We start from the raw sequence: 13,070 nt of genomic DNA on the forward strand, positions 1-13,070 counted from the left end.
AATCAAATTAGTTATTAATTATTAAAAAACACCCACCTTCGTGGGCAATATTATGGCAACAACAGCAGATATAAGAAATGGATTGTGCATTAGGTACAATAATGATATTTATAAGATTGTAGAATTTTTACACGTAAAGCCCGGAAAAGGTCCAGCGTTTGTAAGAACAAAAATGAAAAGTGTAACCAACGGAAAAGTATTGGAAAATACGTTTTCTGCAGGTCATAAAATTGATGATGTACGCGTTGAGACGCATAAATTTCAGTTTTTGTATCATGATGGCGAGTATTATCATTTTATGAATCAAGAAGACTATACGCAAATCCGACTTTTAGAAGCCGCTTTGGATAGACCGGATTTAATGAAGGAAGGTGAGATTGTCACTATCCTTATCAATACGGAAGATAATATGCCATTATCCGTTGAGATGCCAGCAAACGTTGTCTTAGAAGTTACTTCTACGGAGCCTGGAGTGAAAGGGAATACAGCGACGAACGCTACAAAACCAGCAATTGTTGAAACAGGAGCAGAAGTAAATGTCCCTTTATTTATAAATGAAGGTGATAAAATTCGGATTGAAACTGAAAAAGGAACCTACAAGGAGCGTATTAAAGAGTAGTTTTCAGTCTTCAGTGAGCAGTCAGCAGTGGACAGTTGGTTTGAGATTTAATAACAAATAACTTAACGTAAATGAAATTTCCCAAAACATACACTTTAAAGCAAATTGCAGAAATCATCAATACCCCTTATGTAGGAACTGATGATTTTCCTGTGTTGGGAATGAATGAGATTCATGTTGTAGAGCCAGGTGACATCGTATTCGTAGATCACCCTAAATATTATGATAAAGCGTTAAACTCTGCCGCAACTATTGTGTTGATCAATAAAGAAGTGGCGTGTCCTGAAGGGAAAGCGTTGCTAATAAGTGATGATCCATTTAGGGATTTTAATAAATTAACCCATCATTTTAAGCCTTTTAAAAGTGCGAATCAGAGCATTTCAGATTCTGCTAAAATTGGAAAAAATACGATCGTTCAGCCTAACTGTTTCATTGGACATAATGTGGTCATTGGTGATGACTGCTTAATCCATCCTAATGTCATTATTTATGATGACACCATCATCGGGAATAAGGTCACCATTCATGCCGGTACGGTGTTAGGAGCAAGTGCCTTCTATTATAAAAAGCGCCCAGAAGGATTTGATCAATTGATTTCGGGTGGGCGAGTGGTAGTCAAGGATAACGTTCATATTGGTGCACTTTGCACTATTGATAGAGGGGTTACTGGAGACACAATTATTGGCGAAGGTTCAAAACTGGATAACCAAATCCAGATTGGTCATGACACAGTTATTGGAAAGAAATGTTTGATTGCCTCTCAAGTAGGGATTGCTGGCTGTGTGATTATTGAAGATGAAGTCACTATTTGGGGACAAGTAGGAAGTACAAGCGCTATTACGATTGGCGCCAAAGCCGTCGTTCATGCGCAGGCGGGAATCAGTAAATCTTTAGAAGGCGGTAAGACCTATTGGGGTAGACCAGCCCAAGAGGCAAAAGCAGAGTTAAAAGACAAGGTGTATATAAAGAGAATACCAGAAATTATAGAACAGTTAAAAAGGAAATGATGTCTCCAAAAGAAATAGTTAAAAATTTTTATGAATCAGATTTAGCAAATGATAGCTCTGTGGTCTCCACCTATATTCATAAAGATTGCGTATTGCACTGGAATAGTAGCACGGGATACAGAATTTTTAACTACGATGATTTAGATGAATTCTTTAAAAATATTAAAGTGGCCTATCATGCCTTAAGGCCCCAGATCAGTCATTTATTGCAAGATCAAAATCGGGTCACGATAAGATATACCATGTTTGTAAGTACCATTGAAGATCCTGAAAATGAACTCCCGTTGGCAAATTTCATCAGCATTTGGGAAATTAAAGATGGAAAACTTTACAGAGGCTATGAAATAAGTCAGGTGGCGGACGATAATATTGAAAGTTACAAATCATTTTCAGAAATTAAAGTTTAACAAAGGCTTCATAAATGCTGTTAAAAGGATTACTTTTGCGAAGTCTTAAAAATTAAAAAATAATATAAATGAGCGTTTTAGTAAATAAAGATTCAAAGATAATAGTGCAAGGCTTTACGGGCAGTGAAGGAACCTTTCATGCTGAACAAATGATAGAATACGGAACTAACGTTGTTGGTGGCGTTACTCCTGGAAAAGGTGGGCAGGTCCATTTGGATCGTCCGGTTTTCAATACTGTTCAAGACGCAGTAAAAGAAGCTAAAGCAGATACTTCTATTATTTTTGTGCCACCAGCTTTCGCTGCAGATGCCATTATGGAAGCTGCTGATGCAGGCATTAAAGTCATTATATGCATTACAGAAGGAATTCCTGTAGCAGATATGATTAAGGCATCAAATTATATTAAATCAAAAGATTGTCGCCTAATCGGTCCAAACTGTCCAGGTGTCATTACGCCGGGTGAAGCTAAGGTTGGTATTATGCCAGGTTTTGTCTTCAAGAAAGGTACTGTTGGTATCGTTTCCAAATCAGGAACTTTAACCTACGAAGCTGCTGACCAAGTAGTCAAACAAGGCCTTGGGATTACAACCGCTATTGGTATTGGTGGAGATCCAATTATTGGAACTACAACAAAAGAAGCCGTAGAAATGTTGATCAATGATCCAGAAACTGAATGTGTGGTGATGATTGGAGAAATTGGAGGACAATTGGAAGCTGATGCAGCCAACTGGTATAAGGCAAGTGGCAGTAAAAAGCCTATCGTTGGGTTTATTGCTGGAGAAACTGCCCCTGCAGGGCGTACTATGGGCCACGCTGGAGCCATTGTGGGAGGTAGTGATGACACTGCCCAGGCAAAAAAGAAAATCATGAGAGCTTGTGGAATTCACGTGGTGGATTCTCCTGCTGAAATTGGTAAAAAAGTAGCCGAAGTTATGGCCTAATTACCAAATTCTATATTTTAAAAACCTCGCAATTTTGTGGGGTTTTTTTATTTGAAACAGCATCTAATCCTTATATTTGAAAAGAGAATTATCAACCGAAGTAGAGTGCTACAGTTCAACAATTATCGCATTCACAACTAAAAAATTATACTTATGAAGTTATTGGAAGGAAAAACAGCAATCATTACAGGAGCGAGCAGAGGTATCGGAAAAGGTATCGCAGAAGCTTTTGCGGCACATGGTGCAAATGTGGCATTTACATACAGTTCTTCTGCTGAGTCGGCAAAGATTTTAGAAGACCAATTGAATACCTTAGGAATTAAAGCCAAAGGCTACCAGAGCAATGCGGCCGATTTCAATGAATCACAAAAATTAGTGGACGAGGTCTTGACTGAATTTGGTTCCATTGATATTTTAGTGAATAATGCTGGCATCACTAAAGATAATTTGTTGATGCGTATGACTGAGGACGATTTTGATAAAGTCATTGAAGTCAACCTCAAATCTGTTTTTAATATGATAAAGGCCGTACAGCGTACTATGCTAAAGCAACGTAAAGGTTCTATCATTAATATGAGCTCTGTAGTTGGTGTTAAAGGAAATGCAGGTCAAACCAATTATGCAGCTTCTAAAGCTGGAATCATCGGGTTTTCTAAATCGGTTGCTTTGGAATTGGGATCGCGCAACATTAGAAGTAACGTTGTTGCTCCTGGATTTATTGAAACCGAAATGACCGCGAAATTAGATGAAAATACAGTAAAAGCGTGGAGAGACGCCATTCCTTTAAAACGCGGGGGAACTCCAGAAGACATTGCCAATGTGTGTGTGTTTTTGGCTAGCGATTTAAGTGCATATGTCACCGGGCAAACCATTCATGTGGATGGCGGAATGCTGACTTAAACCAATTCCCACGAAAGTGGGAATCTCATGATTTTAACCTCGCATTTAATGCAGACAGAAACCCTTCTATACATCATATTAGCTGGAATTATAGCGCTTTCATTAGCGCTTTTTCAGTATGTATATAAGTCGAAAAAACGAACGAAAGTCCATTTCTTATTGGCATTTTTGAGATTCTTGACCCTGTTCTCTGTATTTCTGTTAGTGATCAATCCTAAATTTGATAAGACCACCTATTTTAATGAAAAACCAAATTTACTGATTGCGGTCGATAATTCAGAATCGGTAAAATATTTGAATCAAGATCAAAAAACGAAGGAATTAGTAGCGCTCTTAAGACAAAATAAATCTTTGAACGAACGCTTTAACCTTGAGTTTTTTAGCTTTGGAAAGGACATTAAAACTTTGGACACGTTGTCGTTTAATGAAAAGCAAACCAACCCTTCCTTGTTGTTTGATCATTTTTCGCAGGTGTATGGGAGTTCTATTGCACCTCTAGTTGTAATTACCGATGGAAACCAGACTTATGGCACTGATTATGAGTTTGCCGCCCAAAACTATAGGCACGCCATTTTCCCGATTATTCTAGGAGATACCACACGTTATACCGATTTAAAGATTGAACAGCTCAATGTCAATAAATATGCTTATTTAAAAAATAAATTTCCAATTGAAATTATTGCGGTGTACACTGGTTTGGATGAAGTGAACACCCAATTAACAATAAGCTCTGGAAACTCTATTGTTTTTTCTGAGAATTTGACATTTAATAAAGAACATTCAAGTAGACTTGTCACTTTAAGTTTACCTGCCAATATTTCAGGAGTCCATAGTTATAAAGCGGAATTAAGACCACTCGCAAACGAAAAAAATACGGTGAATAATAGTAAGAATTTTGCTGTGGAGGTCATTGACAGAAAAACCCATGTTGCCATTATCTCAGATCTTATCCACCCTGATTTAGGTGCTTTAAAAAAGGCAATCGAAAGTAATGAGCAACGTCAAGCCTCCATCGTAACGCCAATTGAATTTTTGAGTTTATCAGATGATTTTCAACAAGCTATACTCTATCAGCCGAATAAAAACTTTAAAAGTGTTTATGATAAAATTCAATCTTTAAACATCAATACGTTTACCGTACTTGGCACCAAAACAAACTGGTTAGAGTTCAATAAACTGCAACCTTATATGCAACAAACGGTCACCAATCAATATGAGGACTTTCAACCTGCTTTAAATTCAAATTATAGTGTGTTTATTGTGGATGACTTTAGTTTTTCCAACTTTCCGCCTTTGCAAACTGAATTTGGTGCCGCTACATTTTCAATACCAACGGAAGTTATTTTATACAAAACCGTTAATGGGATACAATTAAAAGAGCCATTGTTATTGACTTATGAAGATAATGAAAAAAGAGCAGTGATATTAAATGGTGAAGGCATTTGGGGTTGGAGAGCACAAAATTTTTTAGATGAAAAATCCTTTCATAATTTTGATAACTTTATCGGAAAGATCATTCAATATCTCGATTCCAATCAAAAGCGTTCCCGATTAAATGTTTCTTATGAGTCCTTCTATAATGGTAATGATAATGTGATCTTGACCGCGCAGTTTTTCAACAAGACTTATGAGTTCGACAATACCGCCAACCTAGAAATTACATTAAAGGACAAAGAAAATGGACCATCCCAAACGGTGCCGTTTATTCTCAGACAATCTAATTATCAGGTGGATTTGAGTGGATTGGAGGCTGGAGATTACACATTTACCGTTAAGGCGCAGAACGAAACTATATCTCAATCGGGCGAATTCAAGATTTTGGACTATAATGTCGAACAGCAATTTCTCAACGCTAATGTTTCCAAGCTTCAAAATATGGCTAGGCAAAGTCAAGGCACATCTTATTTTATTAACAATACCAACACACTTGTGGAGCAATTAATAAAGGACGAAAGGTTCGCCACCATCCAAAAAAGCACTAAAAAAGTTGTACCTTTGATCGATTGGAAATTTCTACTTGCCTTTATCGCGTTGAGCCTTAGTGCAGAATGGTTTATTAGAAAATACAATGGCTTAATTTAACGAAAAAAACTATTTATTATTTATGGAAAGATTACCTAAAGTTGCAATACCTGCAATTATTGCAGCAATTGTTTTAATTATTATCCTTGCCAAATCAGCAGTTACTGTTGAGTCAGGACAAGCAGGCGTTTTATATAAAACCTTCGGAGGAGGTGTTGTTACTGATGAACCTGCTCTTGGTGAAGGTTTCCATTTGATAGCACCATGGAATAAAGTATTTATCTATGAAGTAAGACAACAGGAAATTCTAGATAAAATGAGTGTACTGTCTTCAAATGGATTGGACATTAAATTAGAGGCGTCTATCTGGTTCCAACCGGCATATGAAAGTCTTGGAAAATTACATCAAGAAAAAAGTGAACAATATAAGGAGCGAATCCTATTGCCAGCTATTCGTTCGGCAGCAAGAAGTGTTGTAGGGCGTTATACCCCAGAACAGTTATATTCTAGCAAACGTGATGCCATTCAGCAAGAAATTTTTGAAGAAACCCAGAAATTTGTGAAAGACCAATACATTCAGTTGAATGAGGTTTTAGTGCGTGATGTCACCTTGCCATCAACTATTAAAGATGCTATTGAGCGAAAATTGAGACAAGAGCAAGAATCTTTGGAGTACGAATTTAGATTGGTTACAGCATCAAAAGAGGCTGAAAAGGTCATTATTGAAGCTCAAGGTAAAGCAGATGCCAACCGAATCCTGAGTGCGTCTTTAACTGATAAAATTCTTCAGGATAAAGGTATTGAGGCCACGGTAAAACTTTCTGAATCGAATAATAGCAAAGTTGTGGTCATTGGTTCAGGAAATTCTGGATTACCGATTATTTTAGGAAATCAGTAATCCTCTTAATCGGCTGAGAATTCTTTTTAAGTATTTTTTATAAAAGGATTAGGATTATAAGATATTTTTTCAAATATTTGTAAAACACAAAGAAGAACATGACATTTATTCAATCACATCATCACCATCATCATATTTGCACTCAAGCGAACTGAAGATGTATTGAATAAAAATCAGCATATTTAAAACCGTTTGAGTAAATCAAGCGGTTTTTTCATTTCTGTTAAAACAGGAATCTCTCTCCAAAATGATTTACTCAAACAAAAAAGTTTAATTAAAACAGCCATTAGGTGTTTAAAACTATGAGTAAATTAAGAATAGCAGTTCAAAAATCGGGACGTTTACATGACGATTCCATGAAAATCCTTAACGACGTAGGCATTTCAATAGACAACGGCAAAGATCAACTCAAAGCCTCTGCCAAGAACTTTCCTTTAGAAGTCTTTTATCTTCGCAACGGTGATATTCCCCAGTACCTTCGAGATGGCGTCGTGGATGCGGCCATTATCGGGGAAAACATTCTAATCGAGAAGGGTACAGATATTTCCGTGATTGAAAAATTAGGATTTTCAACCTGCAAAGTTTCTATTGCCGTGCCAAAATCCTTTAAATACAAAGGAGTCAAGGATTTAGATGGCAAGCGAATAGCTACTTCTTATCCCAACACCGTCCAACAATTTCTTGACAGAAACAATATTAACGCCCAGTTGCACATCATCAACGGTTCTGTTGAAATCGCACCAAATATTGGTCTTGCCGATGCCATTGTTGATATAGTATCAAGTGGGAGCACCTTGTTCAAGAATAATTTAAAGGAAGTTGAAGTGTTGTTAAGGTCTGAAGCGGTCTTGGCTGCGTCGCCCTTGATCTCGGCTGATAATGAAGCGATTTTAAAACGATTGCAATTTAGGTTCCAATCGGTCTTAAAAGGACGCCTGTCTAAATATGTACTTTTAAATGCTCCAAATGATAAGCTCGATAAAATCATCAGTGTCCTTCCCGGGATGCGAAGTCCTACCGTTCTGCCATTGGCACAAGAGGGTTGGAGTTCCATACATTCCGTAATCAATAAAAATGAATTTTGGGAAGTCATTGATGAGTTAAAAGCCAATGGTGCTGAAGGGATTTTAGTATGTCCAATTGAAAACATGGTCATTTAAATAATGTCATTTCTGCGAATGCGGAAAACTAAAATAATAACAATATGCAAATCATAAAAAATCCAAATAAGGCGTCTTGGTCAGAACTCGTTAAAAGACCGACCCCATCTGTGGATAGTATTGAAGCCACCGTTATACAGATTTTTGAAGATGTCAAAAGAAACGGCAATCTGGCCCTTCAGAAATATACAGCGCTATTTGATGGTATAGATTCTGACGTTTTAGAAGTTTCCGATGCTGAGATAGAAACGGCATCCCAAAATATTCCAAAGGAATTAAAAGGGGCCATTCAGATGGCAAAGAAGAATATCGAGAGCTTCCATAAAGCTCAAAAAACTGAAAGAATCGAGGTGGAAACTATGCCAGGAGTTCAGTGTTGGCAAGAAAAACGACCGATTGAGAAAATAGGATTGTATATTCCAGGTGGAACTGCACCTTTGTTTTCAACAGTTTTGATGCTTGCGGCGCCTGCTCAAATTGCAGGATGCAAAGAGATAATTCTCTGTTCACCCCCTAACAAAAAAGGAGTAATAGCCAATGAAATCCTTTATGCAGCACAATTATGTGGAGTAACCAAGATATACAAAGTGGGTGGGATCCAAGCCATTGCAGCCATGACCTTTGGAACTGAAACCATTCCGCAAGTTTATAAAATTTTTGGACCCGGGAATCAATTTGTCACCGTAGCTAAACAATTGGCCACCAAATACGGCGTAGCTATTGATATGCCTGCAGGTCCCAGCGAGCTATTGGTATATGCTGATGTGAGTGCAAATGCCGCTTATGTAGCTGCTGATTTGTTGAGTCAAGCAGAACACGGCACAGATAGTCAGGTGATCTTGGTTTCAAATTCAGAGTCTTTTATGGCAACAGTGAAAACTGAAATTGCACAGCAAATTGCTGTTCTAACAAGAAAATTCATTGCTGAGAAAGCCATAGAAAACTCGAAGTTGATTTATATTGCAGATGCTCAAGAAGCTTTGGATTTTATAAATGCGTATGGACCAGAGCACTTTATTGTATGTGCCAAAAATGAATCGCTATTTATAAATGGGATCACCAATGCAGGCTCTGTTTTCATTGGCGATTATACCCCAGAGAGCGCAGGTGACTACGCATCCGGAACCAACCATACCTTGCCAACCAATGGGTTTAGTAAAGCCTATTCAGGAGTGAATTTGGATAGCTTTTTGAAAAGTATGACCTTTCAAAAAATCTCCAAACAAGGTTTACAAAATATTGGCAAAACCATCGAACTGATGGCCGCCGCCGAAGGTTTACAAGCCCATAAGAACGCCGTATCCATCCGATTAAAAGATATCAAACAATGACTATTCAAAACCTTATAAGACCCTCAATAAAAGCTTTAAAGCCATACTCTTCAGCAAGAGATGAGTTTAAAGGAGGAACAGAAAACTTAATTTTTCTCGATGCCAATGAAAATCCCTTTGAGAATGGGGTCAATCGCTATCCAGATCCACAACAAAGCAAATTGAAAGCCTTGATATCTCAAATTAAGGGATTGCCAACAGAACATATTCTTTTGGGAAATGGCAGTGACGAAGTGTTGGATTTGCTCATTAGAATGTTTTGTGAGCCCAATAAAGACAATGTTCTGATTCTGCCACCAACGTACGGTATGTATGAGGTATTGGCGAATGTCAATGCGGTTAAAACTATTAAAATTAATCTATCTGAGGAAACTTTTCAACCTCAAACCACTGCTGTTTTAGCTGCTGCAAATGCCAACAGCAAATTGCTTTTTCTATGTTCTCCAAACAATCCTTCTGGAAATAGTTTTGAGGCATCAAGCATAGAATTTTTACTCAAGAATTTCAAGGGCATAATCATCATTGATGAAGCATATATTGATTTTTCCAAGGAAGAAAGTTGGATTTCCAGAATTGCCGAATTCCCCAATCTTGTGGTAACACAAACCTTATCCAAAGCTTTCGGAATGGCAGGGATTCGTTTGGGAATGTGTTTTGCCTCCGAAGAAATAATTGCGACTTTAAACAAAATTAAACCGCCTTATAATATTAACGAATTAACCCAGACCAAAGCAATTGAAGGACTTAGAAAAATGACACTAGTTAATTCGCAAATAGCTTGTTTGATAGCTGAAAGGGAGCTTTTAGTTAAAGCTTTGGAAGAGGTTGATTTTGTCACAAAAGTATACCCGTCTGATGCTAATTTTGTTATGGTCAAAGTAGATGATGCCAATAAACGCTATCAGCAATTGATTGAGAATGGCATTGTAATTCGCAACAGAACAACACAGCCCTTATGCGAAAACTGTTTGCGTTTAACGGTTGGTACTAAGGAAGAAAACCAAAGACTCGTAGAAAATTTAAACAGACTTTAAAGATTGAATGTTATGAAAAAAGTATTATTTATTGATCGTGATGGCACCATTATCCTTGAACCCAAAGATTATCAAATAGACAGTTTTGATAAACTTTTGTTCTATCCTAAAGTGTTCCAATATCTGAGTAAAATTGCCAAGGAATTGGATTATGAAATCGTGATGGTGACCAATCAAGATGGATTGGGAACAGCATCTTTCCCAGAAGATACGTTTTGGCCGGTTCATGATTTTATAATTGAAACTTTTAAATCTGAAGGTATTGAATTTAAGGATCAGTTCATCGACCGTACGTTTGATGAGGACAATGCAGACACACGTAAACCACGGACCGGGCTTTTAACCAAATATTTTTCTGAAGATTACGATTTAGCGAATTCGTTTGTTATTGGAGATCGCTTGACGGATGTTGAACTGGCTAAAAATTTAGGTTCAAAAGCCATATTTATCAACAATCCTACCACCGACTTTATTGATGCCGAACAGGAAGTGTTAAAAGATCACATCGCTTTGGAAACTAAAGATTGGGAAGAAATTTACAATTTTTTAAAAACTGAAGATCGAACCGCCAGTCTTGAGCGTAACACCAATGAAACCAAAATAACCATTCACTTAAACCTTGATGGTACTGGAAACAGCACTATTGACACCGGAATTGCCTTTTTTGATCATATGTTAGATCAAATTGCCCGTCATGGTCAATTGGATTTGGATATCAAGGTCATTGGCGATTTGGAGGTGGATGAACACCACACCATAGAAGATACTGGAATTGCTTTAGGTGAAGTATTTGCAAAAGCCTTGGGCAATAAATTGGGCGTTGAGCGCTACGGATTCTGTTTGCCAATGGACGATTGCTTGGCACAGGTGGCCATAGATTTTGGAGGACGAAATTGGTTGGTGTGGGATGCAGAATTTAAACGAGAAATGATTGGGAAAATGCCGACGGAAATGTTTTTTCACTTCTTTAAGTCGTTCACGGATGGCGCCAAATGCAATTTGAACATCAAAGCAGAAGGCGACAATGAACACCATAAAATTGAAGCTATTTTCAAAGCTTTTGCCAAATCCATAAAAATGGCCATTAAGCGGGATATGGATAAAATGATTTTGCCGTCAACCAAAGGACTTTTATAGAAATACCACATTCCAAATTCCAAGTTTGACTTTAGGAATTTGATGTTGGAACCATTAAATGATACATAATGAGCATTATAATTATAGACTATGGGGCGGGCAATACTAAAAGTGTTCAGTTTGCTTGCAATCGATTGGGGTATCATCCTGTTTTGAGTAATAACATAGAAATTATTCAAGCTGCGGATAAAGTCATCTTCCCGGGTGTTGGTCATGCAAGTAATGCTATGAAAATGCTTCGAGAGTCAGGCCTGGATCTAATAATTCCAACTCTCAAACAACCGGTGTTAGGTATTTGTTTAGGGATGCAGTTATTGTGCACTGCCACTGAGGAAGGAGGAACAAAGGGCCTAGGTGTTTTTGATGTTCAGGTGAAACGTTTTTCAGAAGGGGTAAAAGTCCCACAAATGGGTTGGAATACGATTTCCAATTTAAAAACAAATTTTTTTATAGAGATTAAAAACAATGCCTATATGTATCTTGTGCACAGTTATTATGCAGAGTTGTGTGCCGAGACCATAGCACAAACCACATATGGCGTGACCTATAGTTCTGCATTAAATAAAGACAATTTTTACGGCGTCCAATTTCATCCCGAAAAAAGCAGTGGAGAAGGTGAAAGTGTTTTGAGAAATTTTCTGAATTTATGAAATTGGAAAACGTCAATCGTAAATAGTAAATCAAAAAAAATACCATGAGGATTATTCCAGCAATAGATATTATAGACGGCAAATGTGTCCGTTTGACCAAAGGAGATTATAATACAAAAAAAATATACAACGAAAATCCATTGGAAGTTGCCAAACAATTTGAGGCTTCAGGGATTGAATACTTGCATTTGGTCGATCTGGACGGTGCCAAGGCACAGCACATCGTCAATTATAAAGTATTGGAGCAAATTGCTTCAAAAACGAGCTTAAAGATCGATTTTGGCGGCGGACTCAAATCTGATGAAGATCTTCATATTGCCTTCAATTCGGGGGCAAAACAAATTACCGGGGGAAGTATTGCGGTCAACGATCATGAAACGTTTGAGTCATGGTTACAGAAGTATGGGTCGGCTAAAATCATTTTGGGAGCCGATTGCAATAATGGTAAGATTGCCATAAGTGGCTGGCAGGAGCAAAGCAGTTTGGAAGTGATTCCCTTTATAAAAAACTATCAAAGACAGAAGGTGCAATATGTTATCTGTACTGATATTGCCAAAGATGGCATGTTGGAAGGCCCGTCATTTGATTTATATCGAGAGATTATTGAAGAGTGTTCCAATACTAGTACAGATCAATCTATAAAACTCATTGCTTCTGGAGGAATTTCACATATTGATGAGCTTCCAAAGCTGAGGGATTTAGGATGTGAAGGCGTTATTATCGGAAAAGCCATTTATGAAAACAGAATCAGTTTACAGGAATTGGAACAATTTTATTAGTGAAATCCTGTTTTTGAAGAAAATGCATTGCTATTTCTTCAAAATAGATGATTGAACTAATTCACCTCCCGAAAACAATGGGATATCGGGATCTCAAAAAGACGGATGTTTGTCATTTAGCGAGTACCCAGTCTTTGTTCTTGATTTTATAATTGCGGCGGTCTTTATTCTTTATAAGAAACTCA

The 13,070-nt window shown here is 37.5% G+C and carries 13 protein-coding genes; all 13 read left to right on the plus strand.

Annotated elements, in window-relative coordinates:
- The first annotated feature begins 52 nt into the window (after positions 1-52).
- Positions 53-619: an elongation factor P gene (efp, locus tag VLZ86_RS07955; protein WP_325450097.1), complete on the plus strand. Its 567-nt coding sequence runs from the start codon at positions 53-55 to the stop codon at positions 617-619.
- Positions 620-690: 71 nt separating this feature from the next.
- Complete coding sequence (locus VLZ86_RS07960; RefSeq protein ID WP_325450098.1) at positions 691-1,626, plus strand: UDP-3-O-(3-hydroxymyristoyl)glucosamine N-acyltransferase; 936 nt, start codon at positions 691-693, stop codon at positions 1,624-1,626.
- Positions 1,623-2,033, plus strand: coding sequence for a nuclear transport factor 2 family protein (locus VLZ86_RS07965; protein ID WP_325450099.1), 411 nt, complete (start codon positions 1,623-1,625; stop codon positions 2,031-2,033). The genes VLZ86_RS07960 and VLZ86_RS07965 overlap by 4 nt, the downstream gene beginning before the upstream one ends.
- 68 nt (positions 2,034-2,101) lie before the next feature.
- A complete protein-coding gene (gene sucD, locus VLZ86_RS07970; protein ID WP_325450100.1) occupies positions 2,102-2,974 on the plus strand; it encodes a succinate--CoA ligase subunit alpha in 873 nt (290 codons plus the stop codon).
- Positions 2,975-3,127: 153 nt separating this feature from the next.
- The gene (gene fabG, locus VLZ86_RS07975) at positions 3,128-3,874 is read left to right on the plus strand and encodes a 3-oxoacyl-[acyl-carrier-protein] reductase (RefSeq protein ID WP_325450101.1); all 747 of its coding nucleotides are present in this window, start codon (positions 3,128-3,130) and stop codon (positions 3,872-3,874) included.
- A gap of 48 nt (positions 3,875-3,922) precedes the next feature.
- Positions 3,923-5,956, plus strand: coding sequence for a VWA domain-containing protein (locus VLZ86_RS07980; RefSeq protein WP_325450102.1), 2,034 nt, complete (start codon positions 3,923-3,925; stop codon positions 5,954-5,956).
- Between the two features lie 22 nt (positions 5,957-5,978).
- Positions 5,979-6,794 (plus strand): prohibitin family protein, encoded by an 816-nt coding sequence (locus VLZ86_RS07985; RefSeq protein ID WP_325450103.1) that lies wholly within the window; start codon positions 5,979-5,981, stop codon positions 6,792-6,794.
- Between the two features lie 302 nt (positions 6,795-7,096).
- Positions 7,097-7,954 carry an ATP phosphoribosyltransferase gene (gene hisG / locus VLZ86_RS07990; RefSeq protein ID WP_325450104.1) on the plus strand — a complete coding sequence of 286 codons (858 nt, stop codon included), beginning with the start codon at positions 7,097-7,099 and terminating at the stop codon, positions 7,952-7,954.
- A gap of 44 nt (positions 7,955-7,998) precedes the next feature.
- A complete protein-coding gene (hisD, locus tag VLZ86_RS07995; RefSeq protein WP_325450105.1) occupies positions 7,999-9,285 on the plus strand; it encodes a histidinol dehydrogenase in 1,287 nt (428 codons plus the stop codon).
- Positions 9,282-10,319 (plus strand): histidinol-phosphate transaminase, encoded by a 1,038-nt coding sequence (gene hisC / locus VLZ86_RS08000; protein WP_325450106.1) that lies wholly within the window; start codon positions 9,282-9,284, stop codon positions 10,317-10,319. Before hisD ends, hisC begins: the two co-directional genes overlap by 4 nt.
- A gap of 12 nt (positions 10,320-10,331) precedes the next feature.
- Positions 10,332-11,456 carry a bifunctional histidinol-phosphatase/imidazoleglycerol-phosphate dehydratase HisB gene (gene hisB, locus VLZ86_RS08005; RefSeq protein WP_325450107.1) on the plus strand — a complete coding sequence of 375 codons (1,125 nt, stop codon included), beginning with the start codon at positions 10,332-10,334 and terminating at the stop codon, positions 11,454-11,456.
- A gap of 68 nt (positions 11,457-11,524) precedes the next feature.
- Positions 11,525-12,106 carry an imidazole glycerol phosphate synthase subunit HisH gene (gene hisH / locus VLZ86_RS08010; protein WP_325450108.1) on the plus strand — a complete coding sequence of 194 codons (582 nt, stop codon included), beginning with the start codon at positions 11,525-11,527 and terminating at the stop codon, positions 12,104-12,106.
- Positions 12,107-12,150: 44 nt separating this feature from the next.
- A complete protein-coding gene (gene hisA / locus VLZ86_RS08015) occupies positions 12,151-12,885 on the plus strand; it encodes a 1-(5-phosphoribosyl)-5-[(5-phosphoribosylamino)methylideneamino]imidazole-4-carboxamide isomerase (protein WP_325450109.1) in 735 nt (244 codons plus the stop codon).
- The last annotated feature ends 185 nt before the right edge of the window (positions 12,886-13,070 follow it).

It is taken from the genome of Gelidibacter sp. (assembly GCF_035515035.1).
Taxonomy (GTDB): domain Bacteria; phylum Bacteroidota; class Bacteroidia; order Flavobacteriales; family Flavobacteriaceae; genus Gelidibacter.